The following is a 15,313-nucleotide window of genomic DNA, read 5'->3' on the forward strand; positions in this document are numbered from 1 at the left end:
TGTGGGAGAAGAAAAAAAGAAGAAGGAAACCTCCGGTTCCTGGATAGATGAGATACTTAGGGGGAAAAGCGACCCCCTAGCTAGTATCTTCGAAAAAGAGAACAGAAAGAGGGAAGAGATTCCGCTGCTACCGGCGTCGTCCTCACCATTAGAGGAGATACTCGGCGGCAAAAGGGAGGAACCTCCCAAAAAGACGGAAGAAGAGAAAAAACCCTCATCCGGAGCAGAAATTATTTCAAAATTACTGGGCGGAGACACAGAAGAAAAAACAAAAACCCCTCCTCAAGAACAAAAAACGGAAAAAGAAACACTATCAAAGCCATCCGGCGTTGACTTGCTCGAAACAATCCTGGGAGGAGGCTCGAGCCAGGCAAAACCTCAAACACCAGAAAGAACAGCACCTCCCCTGCCTCTCCCCAAGCCCAAGGCATCCCTGGGCCTCCAGGCCATAATTGGGGAGACAAAGCCTGAAGAGATATCCTACACTGGGCGGGCCGAAGTCTTGGATGCTTATGGTAATGTTAGAATTTTAAGGGTGAAGGGCGAGCCTGTCCCCATTTACGAAATCCGCCTTCCAAAACTTTCCAGGGAGGAAGAAGAACTCCTTAAGAGAGTCAGGGAAAGGGCAATAACTGAAATCCAGATAGACCCGAGCGTAATACCGAATTACGAGGAGAGACGCAGGATATTCATGAGGGAAGTCAAGAGAATGCTGAAGGAAGAGGCACCAAATCTATCCGAAGGGAGAATAGAGGTTCTGGCCGAGATGATAGTCCAGAACATGCTCGGATACGGCCTTCTTGACCCCCTTGTGAGGGACGACAACCTCGAGGAAGTAATGGTCATAGGAACCAGCAAACCGGTCTACGTGTGGCACAGGCGCTTCTACATGTGCAAGACCAATATAGTGTTCAAAGAGGAGAGGGATATCCTGAACATCATAGAGAGGATCGCCAGGGAAGTTGGGAGAAGGATTGACCAGCAGAGCCCCCTTCTCGACGCCCGTCTACCTGATGGAAGCCGTGTTAATGCCACAATACCCCCAATAAGCCTTGATGGGCCCACAATAACAATCCGTAAGTTCAAGAAGGATCCCCTAACGATAATAGACCTGATAAAGTACGGCACTCTAAACAGCGATGTTGCCGCTTTTCTATGGCTCCTGGTTGATGGCCTCGGAGTAAAGCCTGCAAACATACTGGTCGCAGGCGGTACCGGTTCCGGTAAGACTACAACACTCAACGCCCTGGCAATGTTCATACCGCCGAGCGAGCGCGTAATCAGCATAGAGGACACTGCAGAACTTCAACTACCGGTGGAGCACTGGGTGAGGCTGGAGACGAGGCCTCCCAACCTCGAAGGGAAGGGAGAAGTAACTATGGACGACCTGGTGAGGAATACACTCCGTATGCGTCCTGATAGAATCATCGTCGGTGAGGTCCGTGGGCCAGAGGCGAGGACGATGTTCACGGCAATGAACACGGGACATAATGGCGCCCTCTACGACTTCTCGGTCATCCAGCTCTCGGATGGGCGCTTCGAGCTCATTGGAGATTTGATTGAGAAGCTCTTCGAGAAATACTCGGGTGAAGTGAAGACATACAAGGATTTAGAATACGTTGAACTGGGCGAGAAAGACCGCTTTGAAGTCGTGAGCGTCGGACCTGACCTCAAGGCCGGAAAGCACGTCGTTTCAAGAGTATGGAGGAGAAAGGTTAGAGAGGGTGAAAAGCTCCTGAGGATAAGGACAAGAACCGGGAACGAGGTAATACTTACCAAGACCCACCCGTTCTTTGTTTTCTCAGATGGGGACGTCGTGAGGAAGGAGGCCGAAAAGCTCAAGCCCGGTGACAGGGTTGCCGTTATGCTCAACCCGCCGAAGCCGCCGCAGAGAAAAGCCACAGTGAACCCAGAGGTCTACGCCGGAATAAGCGACTATTACCTCGTCCCCAACGGAGAAGGTATGGTAAAGGTTCCGAACGATGGCTTACCGCCAGAGAAGGCCCAGTTCCTTCTCTCAGCTAACTCAAACCCGGTTAAGCTGATCAGAGAAGTGGACGAGCGGTTAGCCTATGCACTCGGCGTAATACTCGGTGACGGTTACCTCACCTCGGACGGCTACTACCTCTCCGCAACCTTTGATGATCCCGATTACATGGGGGCGTTTGTCGGTTCCCTCTCGGATCTCCTACCCGAAAGCATCCCCATGGTAAAGGACAACGGAACGAGCAAAGTGGTTACCTACGGCTCCAGAATCTTCGTGAACTTCCTATCGAGGGCCTTTGGAATACCCCTTGGGAAGAGAGACAACTGGGACGTCCCCCACCTGATCCTCTCCAACGATGAACTGATGCGCTACTTCCTCGCGGGGCTCTTCGATGCCGACGGCAACGTTGATCCAAACGGGCCTTCAATAGTCCTCACGACCAAAAGCGAAAACGCTGCGAGAAAGGTCTGGTACGCCCTCCAGAGACTGGGCATAATAAGCACCGTTACGCGGGTCAAAAACAAGGAGGGCAACATCTTCCGCGTTACTATAAGTGGCATCGAAGACCTCAGGAAGTTCCGCTCGCTTATTCCGCTCCGCCATTCAAGGAAGAGGGCAAAGCTCGACGAAATCCTCACCGAGAAAAGGGCCTACCGCGATAGAAGGACGTACCGTGTGCCCGTCTCAGGTGGGATGATAAAGCCACTCCGCCTCAGGCTCGGCCTCAGCGTCGCCGAGCTTTCAAAGCTGGCTTCCCACTATGCCGGAGAAAAGGTTTCGGAGAGCCTCATAAGGCACATCGAGAATGGAAGGATGAGCGAGGTAAGGCGCTCAGCTTTGAGGGGAATTGCCCTGGCGTTCCAGCAGATAGCAAAAGACATCGGCGATGAAGATGCCTGGATCATGACGAAGCGTCTCCAGCTCATAGCTGAGGGTGACGTTTACTGGGACGAGGTTGTGAGCGTTGAAGAGGTCTCACCCGAGGAGCTTGGAATAGAATACCTCTACGACCTGACCGTTGAGGACGACCACAACTACGTGGCCAACGGGATACTGGTGTCTAACTGTATGGGAACAATCCACGCAAATAGCGCCAGGGAGACAATAGTCAGGCTCGAGAGCCCGCCGATGAACGTCCCGAGAATAATGATCCCAGCCCTCGACATCATCCTCATGCAGGTGAGGTTCAACAGCAGAAAGAAAGGAACGGTGAGAAGGGTAACCGAGATAGCCGAGATATCGGGCATAGAAGGAGAGAGTATACAGCTCAACAAGCTCTACAAGTACGACCCGGCCAAGGACGAGCTCATTGCAACCGAGGTTCCGAGCAGGGTATTGAACGAACTCTCAAGGCACACCGGAATGAGCACAAGCGAGCTCGAACTGGAACGTGAAAAGAGAAGGATAATCCTGGAATGGATGATAGAAAGGGGAATCAGGGGCCTCGAAGAGGTCGGCCACTACATCAAGATGTTCTACATTGACGCGGACGCCCTGCTTGAGAAAATCGAGAGAGAAAGCTCGTCCGAACTCCAGGAGCAGGTTAAAGCCCTAAGGTAAGTTGGTGATGAGCGATGGGGATCATCGAATCGTTCCTCAACTTCCTTGAAAGACTGGGCGCGACCACAATAGAAGTGACGGAGAAGCCCGTTAGACGAATACCAAAGGCGGGAACCATTCAGGAGAGGCTGAAGATTCTCAGAGAACTCCAGAAGGAAACAGAGGAAAGTCGGGAGAGCACACGGGAAGAGGAAATAGAGAGTATAATCGAACTAAGAAAGGAAGAGCTCAAAACCCCCTTTGGAGAAAGGCTTGCCGAGGCCTTTCTGAAGAGGTTTAAGGGGCCAGTTCAGTCGATCACCCAGTCCATAAAAGGCCTTGACTACGACCTGTACAGGGCCAACATAAGGATGTCCAAGGAGAAGTACGTTGCCCTCATGATAATAACTTCGATAATGGTCGGAGTACTATCCTTTGCTTTTGCCCTGCTCCTTGAGATGGATCTTTTCACTTCGACCCTTATGTCCCTCCTGGGGTTCATAGGTGGCTTTCTCTACATGAGGAACTACCCAAAGATAGTGTGGAGAAGGAGAGTAGCAGAGGTCGAGAAGGCACTCCCCTACGTTCTCAGACACCTGGCGTCCCTACTGAATGCAGGCGTTGGTATTTCCGAGGCCCTCGTTTCGGTGGCAAAGGCCGACTACGGCCCTGCATCCGAGGAGTTTGAGCTCATGGTCAGGGACATGAGGACAGGGGCATCGTTTGAGGATGCCTTAGGAAAGTTCGAGGAGAAGATGGGATCGGAGAACGTAAGCAGGGTAGTAAAGCAGATACTCAGAGCCATAAAGTTCGGCGGAAACCTGGCGGAGATTCTATATAAGATGGCCGAGGATTTCGCCTTTGAGTACAGGATGAAGCTAGTAGAATACGTCCAGAAAGTCAACGGTATAGCGTTTATATACATGTTCATGACGATAGTGATGCCAACGATGTTCGTGGTAGCCGTTCTGGCCGGCTCATCCTTCAGTGCCGCCGGAGGAAGTGGCGGGACAGCTATCTCCCCCGGTGCCCTGGCAGTCCTTCTCCTGTTCGCCTTCCCGATGCTCTCCCTGATAATAGTTATGATGATAAAGCGCAGTGAGCCCAGGTGAGGGGGGAATTACAGTGGCACAGAGACAGAGGTCGCAGGGATTGGGAATCCTGCTGACGAAGATTCTCGAGAGGATACTTCCAAAAAAGTGGGTCAAGAGGTACGAGATATTCATATACTCCGCGGGAATAGAGTTCCTGGCGATGGAGTACCTCCTGGTGTCCGCCCTCGTGGCAGTGATCCTCGGAACGGCCACGATGATCGTGGCCCCGGTCAAATACGGGGTCGCTGTTCTCGTTACGGTATTCCTTGGAATGGCCTTTCTGTACCCCTACTGGAGGATCTCCAAGAAAATAGAGGATATGGAAAAGAACCTACCCGATGCGTTCTTCTATCTTGCAAGCTCACTGAGAGCGGGTATCTCTTTCTCAGAGGCGCTGGAGGATCTCACCACAGCAAAATTCGGAGCCCTGACGGAAGAATTCAAGAGGGTGGTAAGCGAGATAGGCAGGGGTCGCTCGACAGTTGAAGCCCTAAGGGCAATGGCCATAAGGACCAGAAAGTCCCCAGTTATATACCGCTCACTCATGATAATAACCGAGGCACTGGAGAGAGGTGCCCCGATGAGCGATGTCCTGGTTTACGTTGCCAATGACGTCAGGGAGATACTCAGGATAAGGAAGGAGAGAAAGGCTTCAACAGGAATGCAGATGATGTTCTTTATAATAACGAGCGGGTTCATAGGGCCAGCCATCCTGGGGATCGTGGGGAAGATAATGAAGGAGATGATACAGGGGCCGGCCGCCGCGGACATACCGACAGTAATCAATATCCTGCTTGGCTTCGTTATCATACAGGCTATAGTCTCAGGCCTCGGAATAGGGGTTATCAGGGAAGGAAAGTTCTCAGCAGGTCTGAAATACGGGATAATGCTGGCAATTATGGGGGTTCTGGTCTTTCAGGGAATGAAATTGGTGAACATAAGCTTCTAAAGAAAAAAGAGTCAGGAGCTCTCCTTTTTCCTTATCTCTACGACCTCTATCTCAAAAACCGTGATCTTTCCGGCGAGGGGATGGTTGAAGTCAAGGGTAACGGTGTCCTCCTCAACTGAGATTATCCTAGCCATACCGGCATCGGTCATGACGTACATGCCCTTCATTGGCTCAATGCCTGCAGATATGAACTGCTCGATGGGAACGGGGACGATGAGTTCTTCCTCGGGCATGCCATAGCCCTTCTCAGGTGGCACGACAACTTCCTTCTTCTCCCCGACTTCCATACCGATCAAAGCTTCCTCAACGCCGGGGATGAGTTCACCGGCACCAACTGTGACTCCGATAGGGCCGTATTCCCTTTCCTCAACGAGGATACCGTTCTCCTCAGCGATGTCGCGGTAGCTGGTATCAAAAACCTCGCCGTTTTCGTATCTCCCGATGTAGTGGAACAGAACAAAATCTCCAACTTCGACTTTCATTTTCTTCAACCCCAAAATTGCTTTCATACCCCTTAGACTGGCACCCTTATAACGCTTTTGGTGCCCACGGCAAGCCGGTCACGGTGAAAGAAAAAAAGTCACTCCTCGGGGAGAAGGTAGTAAACGTAGTGAGGCCTGTTGGTTATCTCGTCTATGAAGACAACGGTTCCAGTTTTGGGCGGCTTGAGGTAGTGAACCTCCCCCTTCCTGGTCGTCACTGCGGCAAAAGCGTCCCCCGTCCTGACCCTGTTGCCGACGTTGGCTATCAGCGTCTTTGTGAACCCCTCCACTGGGAGAAGCATGAGCCTATCGCCCTTCTTAAGGTATATCCTCGTCCTTCCGTCGGGGAGAACCATGATGGCGTCAACAATCATTTTCTGCTCCAGCCGATCAACGTAGAGGTAAAAGCGGTCGTAGACCTCCTTTTTCAGGAAAGTGGCTTTATCAGTGTCTACAAACTCAGGCAGTTTCTCTCCTTTTCCAAGCCACACCTCAACATTGCCCTGGATCACGACGCAATCCTCCGCAGCAGTTGAGTCCCTCAGACAGTCCCCGGGCCTGGATTCAACGTAAAGCCTCGGCACTCTCTCCATGACCATCACCAGCTCGAGATCACCTTTCGTATTTTAACGTTGCCGGTTTTTCATTTACCCCGCCAGTAAATTTTTAAGGCTGGACTCATACGGCAATCGATAAAAATGTCCACGAGGGTAAGAGCACTGACAATCATGGCGATCATTTTAACCCTGATGACGCTTACCTTTAATCACACCGCAAGATCAAGCGACTCAAAAACGAGCGAGTCCGGGCCGGCGGTTTGGCCCCTTCTCCTTTCCCTCGCGGTTATAATGTCAATCGTCGTCATAATACTGCTCCTCCTGAGCTGGGAGGACATCAAGCTCAAGAGAAAGGATCTCTACAGGGAGAACGTTTTTTCCCACCTCGTGCGGAACGCCCTGGTAATCATGCTCGCCCTGCTGGCTATCTACTTCATAAGCAAAAGCTCTCCGGCCCACTCCCCCATTAACCCAATCAACAACACTCCAGAAGGCACCGGAAATATTGGCATACCCCAGCCTTCCAACGTCTCCATTGGCAACAGCACAATCGAAGGGGGATGGGCACACAACACGGCCTGGAACAACACAGTCTGGATAGGCTACGCGGCCGGGATAGCCCTCATAGTTATGCTCGCGGTGTTTGCCATTGGATACTACAGAGAGGTCATGAAAAGAAGGGCAAAGAAGAGGATAAGGGAGAAGGCCAAAGCTTTTGACAGGAAGCTCGAAGATACCGGCCTCGGCATGTTCCCTGACCCCCGCGAGGCGGTAGTCGGGATATACAAAAACGCCGTCCTCTGGCTCGAATACCTGGGTCTTCCATATAAGGAAAGCTGGACCCACTGGGAGCACGTTGAACACACAAAGTACCGGAAGGAAGCGTTCCTGGCGCTGACCAGGCTCTTTGAGAAGGCCAAATACGCCCCAGAAAGGGTCACCTGGGAGGACGCAGAAGAGGCCCTGAAAGCCTACAAAGAGATAAGGGGTGACCTCGGTGAGGGTTAGCAAGGCCTTCATAGCCCTGGCGATCATTCCGGCCACAGCGGGCGTAGCCCTCGGGGAATATACCCTACGCTGGATCTCTGTGCTCTTCCTATCCCTTATAACGGTGGCTTATCTCTTCAGCTATGAGCTGAAGATCAACTACGCGGTCAGGAGGGGCAAAGAGGAAGTCAGGAGGAAAAGCGAGTTTGAAAGAACCCTCAACATGGTGAAAAAGGCCCAGAAAGGAGCCATCTCAAGGAGCCTGGTAGAGGAGAACATAATCGAGATCTACATGGCCCTCTCAGACAGCCCGGCGGAAGTTTACCAGAGGCTCCACGCGGAGCCCAATGAGGCCCTCCGGGAACTGAGGAAGGGGGGAGACTTTCTCGACAACCTTGAGAGGGCCCTCAGGATAGTGGAAGGTGAGATAAATGAAGGTGGAGGAAGTCAGCTCAAAGGGAAGCCAGATTCTTGAAGAGGTCAAAAAAGCCATAGTCGGTAAGGACGAAGTGCTCAGGCTTATGCTGACCACAATATTAGCGGAAGGGCACATACTGCTCGAGGATCTGCCGGGCCTCGCAAAAACCCTCATGGCCAAGAGCTTTGCCAGGGCCCTGGGGGTTCAGTTCGCCCGCGTCCAGTTCACACCTGATCTGCTCCCCAGCGACATACTTGGCGTGAGCGTCTTCAACCAGAAAACCCTGGAGTTCGAGTTCAGGAAGGGGCCGGTCTTCACCAACGTCCTCCTCGCAGACGAGATCAACCGCGCCCCGCCGAAGACGCAGTCGGCTTTGCTCGAGGCGATGCAGGAGGGGCAGGTAACCATAGAGGGCAACACCTACCTCCTTCCCAGGCCTTTCATAGTCATAGCCACCCAGAACCCGATAGAACAGGAGGGAACCTACCCCCTCCCGGAGGCACAGCTCGACCGCTTCCTTGTTCGGCTCAGGGTGGGTTATCCGCTGAGGGAAGAGGAGATGGAAATCCTCCGCAGGAGGATGGCCAGAAAGAGGGAAGAGGTTGACATAAAGCCAGTAACTAACCCAGAAGAAGTTGTGGAAATGCAGAGGGCCGTCGAAGACGTCTACGTCAGCGATGCCATCCTTGAGTATATAACCAGCATAATCACCGCCACGAGGGAGGACAAAAAGGACATCGAGATAGGGGCCTCTCCCAGGGGTAGCCTGGCCCTCCTGAAGCTCTCCAGGGCCTACGCGGCCTTGGAAGGGAGGGACTACGTCATTCCAGACGACGTTAAGAAAGTCGCCGTCCCTGCCCTGAGCCACAGGCTCATCCTCAAGCGTGAGCTCTGGTACACCAGGGTCTCCCAGGAGTCCATAATGGAAAAGCTCCTCGACAGAGTCCCTGTTCCAAAATTTGAGTGAGGGACCACCGTGACCGCGGAAGGGATGAGACCCGAGCTCACCGAGAGGGGGGCGGAAACTCTTTTAGCCATGTGGACGATAGCGATCCTTTCCTTTGCCTTCCTTAGATGGGAGCTGGTTTATCTCACACTCCCGTTCCTCTGGGTCTTCTTTGTGGCGCTCTTCTTCTTCAGGCCAGTGATAAGCCTCGAGGTGGAAAGGAGAATCCCCCACAGCAGGATCCTCGAGGGAGAAACCGCCGAGATCGTCCTGAGGATAAAGTCCAGCGTCAGGATGCCGAGCCTCAAGGTCATCGAGGACCTCCCCGAGGGGCTGGAGCTCATACAGGGTAGCAAAGAGTACGTGCTCTCCCTGGGGAGTGGAGAGGAAAAGGAGATAAAATACCTGGTGCGCGTTAGGAGGGGAATCCACGAGTTCAAAGGCGTATGGGTCAGCTACCGCGACCCCTTCGGCTTCTTCAAGCTCGACCGGTTCATAGAGCACTACACCGAGCTGATAGGAATGCCGATCATAGAGGACGTCCCCACACCTTACTCGACGAAGGGGACCAAGGTAACCACAGGGCCCCTGCCCTCCCCGAGGGTGGGAGAGGGAGTGGAGTTTCACGCGATCAGGGAATACAAGCCCGGCGATCCCCTTAAGGTAATCAACTGGAAGGCGACCGCAAAGATGGGAAAGATCATGTCCAACGAGTACGAGAGCGAGAGGAAGGTCGACGTGATATTCATAGTTGATGCCTCATACAAAAGCGAGGAGGTTTTTGACCACCTCATCAGGGGTGCGGCATCCCTCATGCTCAACGCCCTCAACGACGGCACCAGCTTCGGCCTCCTCCTGGCGGAAGCGGTCCCCCTGTGGGTCAGAATCGACTACGGCAAGAGGCACTTCTTCAAATGCGTTGACTTCCTCAGCACGGCGAGGCCAGACAGGAACAACATGATAGCCTACCAGGTGGAGCACCTCATACGCTCCCGCTTCCCGCCGAGGGCACAGCTCGTGTACTTCTCGACGCTCTCAACGGAAGAGAGCAGGGAAGCCCTGAGGACTATGGCCGCCTACGGCTACCGCGTCGTCGTGGTGTCCCCCAATCCCTACAGCGTTTTCACGCCCGGGAGCAGGGAAGAGGAGCTCGCCCTGAAGCTCCTCGACCTCAAGAGGAAGGCCCACCTGAGGAAGCTGGCGGCCCACGGGATAATAATCGACTGGGACGTCAAAAAGCCCCTCAAAGCAGCGATAGGGGAGGTGATCGGGAGATGAGGCGCCTTTATTCTATCATCCCCCTGATTCCGGCCGTTTACATGCTTTACACGGTCAGCAGTTGGAGCCTTCTCCTCCTTCCCCTGGCGCTCACGGGAATCCACTGGCACTTCTTCGGAATGCTGTACCTCATCGGGGTGGGGGCAGTTCTGATTTACAAAAACGTCGGGGGTGTTTACGGGCTTAGCGTCATCATCTTAGCCCTCCTTGCGGTTGAACTCGGACAGATGGACAGGGAGAAGGCCCCGCTGGAACACTACGCCGTCATGGTTCTCTCTGCATCACTGAGCATCCCCGCGTACGTGATGATGAGGGCCATAGCTCCCCTCTTCCCGAGGCTCGAGATAACTGGGATAGCCGTTGGCATAGTGCTGGCTCTCTACGCCTTTACGAAGCTGGCAGGGGAGAGCTAAACGCTCCAACTCCCCTCCTTTTTCAGGACTTCCCTGGCCCTCTCGAGGCCGAGTCTTACGCACTCATCAAGCGGTTTTCCGCGCGAGTAGCGAGCGAGGAAGCCGCCCGCAAAGGCATCTCCAGCCCCGGTTGGGTCTACTATCTCCTTCTCCCCTATGGGAAGCGCCGCAAACTCTCTAAACTCGCCGTCGTAGAGCAGAACTCCCCTCTCACCGCGTTTTATCACAACCAGCTTTGCCCCCCACTCGTGGAGCCTCCTCGCGGCCTCTTCAACCGTTTTAGCCCTCGCTATGGTCAAAGCCTCCCTCTCGTTTGGGAAGAGAACGTCAACGCGGGAAACTATCTCCCTCATGAGCTCGGTCCTTCTCCGGTAGTCCTCCATGTAAGTTGGGTTGAAGTCGATGCTTATCCTCTTCCCCTCAAGCCTCCTCAGGGCCTTCAGCTGTTCCTCGGGAGGAATCGGGGCTATGTGGAAGAATTTTGCCCCCATGTACTCCCCGGGAATCGGGGTTTCTCCCATTTTCTCCGCCACCCCCATCTCGACAGGGGCATCAACGCTCCCGTCCTCGTGGTAAATCATGTAGATGTGTATCGTTTTGCCCGGGAGAACGTGAACGCCCCTAACATCCAGGAGTGAGGCCAGCTTTTCAAGCCACTCCCTCGGAAAGTCCTCCCCAACCTTCGTAACAAGCCCCACCTTTGCACCTGCAAGAGCTGCAGAAGTGGCGACGGCCGCCGCGGCACCCCCAGGAAGTATCACCTCAGGTTTTCCGGGCATGCGTATGTGGTCGATTGAGACGTGACCGAGCACCACAAGGTCAAACCCCATTACCATCACCTCCCCCGGATAAAAGACCAGGCCTTTAAGCCGTTTCCGGTGGTAGTAATTTGGTTCCCACTCTCACCGTTCAGATCTTCATCGAAAAGGTTAAAAGCAGTTCAATGGAAATTTTCCAGTGGTGGGATAGCATGGAGAGCGTCTTCCAGAACGAGACCGTGAGGCAGATCCTTGAGAAGTACAGGCGCATCTGGGCCATCGGCCACGCCCAGAGCGTCCTCAGCTGGGACATGGAGGTCAACATGCCCGGAGAGGGCATCCTCGAGAGGAGCGTTGCCCAGGGCGAATTAAGCGTCCTCAGCCAGGAGTTCCTCCTCAGGCCAGAGTTCGTGGAGCTCGTGGAGAAGGCCAAGGGGCTGGAGCTCAACGAGTACGAGCGCGGTGTAGTTAGAGTCCTCGACCGCTCGATAAGGATAAGCAAGTCCTTCCCGCCCGAGTTCCTAAGGGAGAGGAGCGAGGTTACAAGCCAGGCCACCAAAGCCTGGGAAGAGGCAAAGAAGAGCAACGACTACTCCAAGTTCGAGCCCTGGCTTGATAAAATCATCGACCTGGCAAAGCGCGCCGCTGACTACCTTGGCTATGATAACGAGCCCTACGATGCCCTGCTCGACCTCTTCGAGGAGGGCTTAACCACCAGAGAAGTCGAGAAAATGTTCGGCAAGCTTGAGAGGGAGCTCGAACCACTCCTCGAGAAAATCATGGAGGAAGGCAAAGTCCCGCAGAACCACCCGCTCGAGAAGGAGAAGTACGAGAGGGAAGCCATGGAGAAGGTAAACCTCTGGATCCTCAGGAAGTTCGGCTTCCCGCTCGGCGTTCGCTCAAGGCTCGACGTTTCCGCCCACCCGTTCACAATCGAGTTCGGCATAAGGGACGTCAGAATCACCACCAGGTACGAGGGCCACGACTTCAGGAGGACGGTATTAAGCACAGTCCACGAGTTCGGCCATGCCCTCTACGAGCTCCAGCAGGACGAGAGGCTCATGTTTACGCCGATAGCCGGGGGAGTAAGCCTCGGAATCCACGAGAGCCAGAGCAGGTTCTGGGAGAACATAATCGGCAGGTCGAGGGAGTTCGCTGGCCTAATATACTCGGCGCTTAAGGAGAACCTCCCGTTCATGGGCAACTACACACCGGAGGATGTTTACCTCTACTTCAACATGGTCAGGCCGGACTTCATAAGAACCGAGGCGGACGTGGTAACCTACAACTTCCACATACTCCTCCGCTTCAAGCTCGAGAGGATGATGCTCAACGAGGGCGTTAAGGCCAGGGACCTACCCGAGCTCTGGAACGAGGAGATGGAGCGTCTTTTGGGTATAAAGCCGAAGACCTACGCTGAGGGAATCCTCCAGGACATCCACTGGGCGCACGGGACAATAGGCTACTTCCCGACCTACAGCATCGGAACCCTCCTCGCGGCTCAGCTCTACTACCACGTAAAGCGCGACATCCCGGACTTCGAGGAGAAGGTGGCCAAAGCCGAGTTCGAGCCGATAAAGGCCTGGCTGAGGGAGAGGATCCACAGGTACGGCTCCATTTATCCGCCCAAGGAGCTCCTCAGGAAGGCCATCGGCGAGGAGCTGAACCCGGAGTACTTCATAAGGTGGGTGAAGGAGAGGTATCTGTGATTTCACAGCTTTCCTACCCTTTTTCTGTCTCGTGGGGACTTCAATCTTTCCACTGCCTTAAGGGTTTTGTAAATGGCCACCTCTGAACCTGTGATTTCTCTCGTTATGTTTCCCTCTCTCTGGGGCCTTCAACGCCGTCTTAGAATTGGACAAAACCTTCTACGTGACTTCCATAACGCGCTTTGAACTCCTGGTCGGTCTTCCTAAAAAAGAGGAACTGATATGGCTGAACTCCCTCATTGAGCTTCCCTTTGAGGGAAAATCCGCTGAAATGGCCGCTTACCTCCACAGAAAGCTGAGGGAAAAGGGAACCCCAATGGGGTTGAGAGACCCCTTCATCGGTGCCATTTGCCTTGTCAACGACCTTCCGCTGGTAGCACTCGAGGGCGACTTCAAGGCATTGAAGGAGTTCGTCTCTCAGTCAAGATTGTCGGGTAACCTTTAATCCTTAACTTCAAACTTCAGAACCTCATCCCCCCTGAGGACGCCTAACCCGGCTTTCTTTCCAATGACCTCAACCGCCACCACCCAGTCGGGTCTGGAGAGGTCAACTCTCAAGTCAAGCTCCTTCACGATCCTGGAACCCAGGGCCCTCTCGATCTCCTTCTCACCGAGCTTTTTGTTCCCCCTCACCTTTGCCCTAACCGCGAAGGTTCCGGTTTTCCCCTTCATGAGTTCAACGGCTTTCTCCTCCATCTCCTCAATTCCAGCGGGCAGGAGATAGTCAAGCGGGGTAACCCTCTGGAGTGCCTGCGTTTCGAAGGAAAGAAGCCTTTTTATTACCTCGTCCTTACTCAGCGGCGTTTCAGCTATGAGGACCCCTCCCCAGTCCGTTCCCCTGACATGAACCTTCTCGAGGGCCCATTCCAGTTCGAGTATCGCGTCTCCCTCCCTTCCGGGGGGACAGGTCACGATAAGAACCACCATCTTGGCTCACCAATGGACAAATTTTTATATTCCAACCGACAAACTAACCCGGGTGGGTTAAATGGAGAGCCAGGAACTTAAAGTTTATCCCGTTCAAACGTACGAGATATACGGCCTCTCAAAGAACCCCTTCGAACAGCTGGCGAGCGAGGGCATAGAGGAAGTCGAGGCCATTCACGTTTACCAGGAGGTCGACATGAGGCTCTCGATGATTCTCTCTGAGGTAATCGGCAACAAAAGCTCCATAGCCCTCAGCATAGTGGGGCCCCTTGGGATGGGGAAGACCCAGAGGTTGAAGAGCATCGCCAAGGCAATAGAGAAGGAGGGTGGAAAGGCAATATACGTCAAAGTTGACACCAGCGACATTTTAAAGCTCACGCGCGACATCTTCTACGCCTTAAACCCGCCGAAGAGCAGGACGAACATATTCCTCGAAAACCTGAGCAGGAGGCTTGGCTTCATCGACAGGCTGGAGAAAATGTTGAGCGACACGAAGGAGTACAAGAGCAGGGACATAGCCGAGCTCCTCGTTGAGCAACTGAAGAAGTACCCCTACTCGGCCCTTCTCCTGGATGAGCTCGAGAACATGCAGGGAGCCAGGGAGCAGGAGAAGATACAGTTCTTCGAGATGCTGAGGCACGTTATAAGCACCATGCCCCCGGGCTGTGTAGTTGCCTTCGCCTCGGTTCCTGAGGCTTACGAAGAGTATTCCAAGATTTTCCCGGCCTTCTTCATGCGCCTCCACTACGAGTTCAAGCTGAGGCCTATGAGCGTGGAAGAAACCTTCGAGCTCGTGAAGAAGAGGCTCAACAGGGTCAGGATAAGGGACACGGATAAGCCTCTTTACCCGTTTACAGACGAGGCGATAAGACTAATCCATGACCTTGCAAAGGGCAACCCGAGGCAGATCCTGAGGCTCCTCCACTACGTGCTCAGCGAAGCGGCAAAGAGGGCGTTCGATCCAATAGACGAACTGGTGGTGACCACCATCCTCGAGGAACCCAAGAACCTCCAGGAGTACCTCAGAAGGATTCCAAAGGACTACCGCGACCTGGTCGAGGCTATAGTTTACAAGTTCAACGGCGGGCCTGTTAGCTACATCACCCTGGCCAAAGAACTGAAAAAGCCTGCCAACCAGGTTTATGAGGCCCTCAACAGGCTCGTGACTATAGGCTTCCTCGTTGGCGACCCGGGAGGGAACTACAAGGTTCCTTACTACGTTAGAAAATTCCTGGAGGCGGGAGAGGTCGGGGAGAAAACGGGGTGACC

15 protein-coding genes are annotated in these 15,313 nt (G+C 53.8%); 11 read left to right on the forward strand and 4 right to left on the reverse strand.

Features of this window, described 5'->3' with window-relative positions; all coding sequences use genetic code 11:
- Position 1: 1 nt before the first annotated feature.
- The 3 genes from ACZ47M_RS00270 to ACZ47M_RS00280 are packed head-to-tail and all read left to right on the forward strand — an operon-like array spanning position 2 to position 5,569.
- Positions 2–3,547, forward strand: coding sequence for an ATPase, T2SS/T4P/T4SS family (locus ACZ47M_RS00270; protein WP_315341189.1), 3,546 nt, complete (start codon positions 2–4; stop codon positions 3,545–3,547).
- A gap of 14 nt (positions 3,548–3,561) precedes the next feature.
- The gene (locus ACZ47M_RS00275; RefSeq protein WP_315341188.1) at positions 3,562–4,638 is read left to right on the forward strand and encodes a type II secretion system F family protein; all 1,077 of its coding nucleotides are present in this window, start codon (positions 3,562–3,564) and stop codon (positions 4,636–4,638) included.
- 13 nt (positions 4,639–4,651) lie between these two features.
- On the forward strand, positions 4,652–5,569 hold the full coding sequence (locus tag ACZ47M_RS00280; RefSeq protein ID WP_315341186.1) for a type II secretion system F family protein: 918 nt from the start codon (positions 4,652–4,654) through the stop codon (positions 5,567–5,569).
- Between the two features lie 11 nt (positions 5,570–5,580).
- Here the strand turns inward: ACZ47M_RS00280 and ACZ47M_RS00285 are convergent, their stop codons facing one another.
- Complete coding sequence (locus ACZ47M_RS00285; protein ID WP_315342129.1) at positions 5,581–6,051, reverse strand: FKBP-type peptidyl-prolyl cis-trans isomerase; 471 nt, start codon at positions 6,049–6,051, stop codon at positions 5,581–5,583.
- Positions 6,052–6,149: 98 nt separating this feature from the next.
- Entirely contained in the window at positions 6,150–6,644 is a 495-nt protein-coding gene (locus ACZ47M_RS00290; RefSeq protein ID WP_315342126.1) for a DUF2118 family protein, read from the reverse strand.
- 105 nt (positions 6,645–6,749) lie between these two features.
- On the opposite strand from ACZ47M_RS00290, the gene ACZ47M_RS00295 reads away from it, so the two are divergent.
- From ACZ47M_RS00295 to ACZ47M_RS00315, 5 genes are read left to right on the forward strand one after another with little or no spacing between them, the layout of a single operon-like run.
- A complete protein-coding gene (locus ACZ47M_RS00295; protein ID WP_315341185.1) occupies positions 6,750–7,616 on the forward strand; it encodes a DUF4129 domain-containing protein in 867 nt (288 codons plus the stop codon).
- Positions 7,606–8,070 (forward strand): hypothetical protein, encoded by a 465-nt coding sequence (locus ACZ47M_RS00300; protein ID WP_315341184.1) that lies wholly within the window; start codon positions 7,606–7,608, stop codon positions 8,068–8,070. Before ACZ47M_RS00295 ends, ACZ47M_RS00300 begins: the two co-directional genes overlap by 11 nt.
- Positions 8,027–8,980 carry an AAA family ATPase gene (locus ACZ47M_RS00305; protein WP_315341181.1) on the forward strand — a complete coding sequence of 318 codons (954 nt, stop codon included), beginning with the start codon at positions 8,027–8,029 and terminating at the stop codon, positions 8,978–8,980. The genes ACZ47M_RS00300 and ACZ47M_RS00305 overlap by 44 nt, the downstream gene beginning before the upstream one ends.
- A 24-nt stretch (positions 8,981–9,004) precedes the next feature.
- The gene (locus tag ACZ47M_RS00310; protein ID WP_315341178.1) at positions 9,005–10,237 is read left to right on the forward strand and encodes a DUF58 domain-containing protein; all 1,233 of its coding nucleotides are present in this window, start codon (positions 9,005–9,007) and stop codon (positions 10,235–10,237) included.
- On the forward strand, positions 10,234–10,650 hold the full coding sequence (locus ACZ47M_RS00315; protein ID WP_315341176.1) for a hypothetical protein: 417 nt from the start codon (positions 10,234–10,236) through the stop codon (positions 10,648–10,650). The genes ACZ47M_RS00310 and ACZ47M_RS00315 overlap by 4 nt, the downstream gene beginning before the upstream one ends.
- Here ACZ47M_RS00315 and ACZ47M_RS00320 read toward each other — a convergent pair.
- On the reverse strand, positions 10,647–11,480 hold the full coding sequence (locus ACZ47M_RS00320) for a carbohydrate kinase family protein (protein ID WP_315342124.1): 834 nt from the start codon (positions 11,478–11,480) through the stop codon (positions 10,647–10,649). The genes ACZ47M_RS00315 and ACZ47M_RS00320 overlap by 4 nt on opposite strands.
- A gap of 140 nt (positions 11,481–11,620) precedes the next feature.
- Here ACZ47M_RS00320 and ACZ47M_RS00325 point away from each other — a divergent pair, with 140 nt between their 5' ends.
- Positions 11,621–13,117, forward strand: coding sequence for a carboxypeptidase M32 (locus tag ACZ47M_RS00325; protein ID WP_315342121.1), 1,497 nt, complete (start codon positions 11,621–11,623; stop codon positions 13,115–13,117).
- Between the two features lie 163 nt (positions 13,118–13,280).
- On the forward strand, positions 13,281–13,562 hold the full coding sequence (locus tag ACZ47M_RS00330; protein ID WP_464883401.1) for a type II toxin-antitoxin system VapC family toxin: 282 nt from the start codon (positions 13,281–13,283) through the stop codon (positions 13,560–13,562).
- On the opposite strand, the gene ACZ47M_RS00335 is transcribed toward ACZ47M_RS00330, so the two are convergent.
- The gene (locus ACZ47M_RS00335) at positions 13,559–14,044 is read right to left on the reverse strand and encodes a THUMP domain-containing protein (protein WP_315341171.1); all 486 of its coding nucleotides are present in this window, start codon (positions 14,042–14,044) and stop codon (positions 13,559–13,561) included. The two genes, ACZ47M_RS00330 and ACZ47M_RS00335, sit on opposite strands and share 4 nt — an antisense overlap.
- A gap of 61 nt (positions 14,045–14,105) precedes the next feature.
- On the opposite strand from ACZ47M_RS00335, the gene ACZ47M_RS00340 reads away from it, so the two are divergent.
- Positions 14,106–15,311 carry an AAA family ATPase gene (locus ACZ47M_RS00340; RefSeq protein WP_315341168.1) on the forward strand — a complete coding sequence of 402 codons (1,206 nt, stop codon included), beginning with the start codon at positions 14,106–14,108 and terminating at the stop codon, positions 15,309–15,311.
- The last annotated feature ends 2 nt before the right edge of the window (positions 15,312–15,313 follow it).

Source organism: Thermococcus waiotapuensis (assembly GCF_055384795.1).

Excerpts from the sequence above, each read along its gene's own strand:
- ACZ47M_RS00275 (WP_315341188.1), top strand. The coding sequence starts at position 3,562 with ATGGGGATCATCGAATCGTTCCTCAACTTCCTTGAAAGACTGGGCGCG.
- ACZ47M_RS00285 (WP_315342129.1), bottom strand. The coding sequence starts at position 6,051 with ATGAAAGTCGAAGTTGGAGATTTTGTTCTGTTCCACTACATCGGGAGA.
- ACZ47M_RS00290 (WP_315342126.1), bottom strand. The coding sequence starts at position 6,644 with ATGGAGAGAGTGCCGAGGCTTTACGTTGAATCCAGGCCCGGGGACTGT.
- ACZ47M_RS00295 (WP_315341185.1), top strand. The coding sequence starts at position 6,750 with ATGTCCACGAGGGTAAGAGCACTGACAATCATGGCGATCATTTTAACC.
- ACZ47M_RS00305 (WP_315341181.1), top strand. The coding sequence starts at position 8,027 with ATGAAGGTGGAGGAAGTCAGCTCAAAGGGAAGCCAGATTCTTGAAGAG.
- ACZ47M_RS00310 (WP_315341178.1), top strand. The coding sequence starts at position 9,005 with ATGAGACCCGAGCTCACCGAGAGGGGGGCGGAAACTCTTTTAGCCATG.
- ACZ47M_RS00315 (WP_315341176.1), top strand. The coding sequence starts at position 10,234 with ATGAGGCGCCTTTATTCTATCATCCCCCTGATTCCGGCCGTTTACATG.
- ACZ47M_RS00320 (WP_315342124.1), bottom strand. The coding sequence starts at position 11,480 with ATGGGGTTTGACCTTGTGGTGCTCGGTCACGTCTCAATCGACCACATA.
- ACZ47M_RS00325 (WP_315342121.1), top strand. The coding sequence starts at position 11,621 with ATGGAGAGCGTCTTCCAGAACGAGACCGTGAGGCAGATCCTTGAGAAG.
- ACZ47M_RS00335 (WP_315341171.1), bottom strand. The coding sequence starts at position 14,044 with ATGGTGGTTCTTATCGTGACCTGTCCCCCCGGAAGGGAGGGAGACGCG.
- ACZ47M_RS00340 (WP_315341168.1), top strand. The coding sequence starts at position 14,106 with ATGGAGAGCCAGGAACTTAAAGTTTATCCCGTTCAAACGTACGAGATA.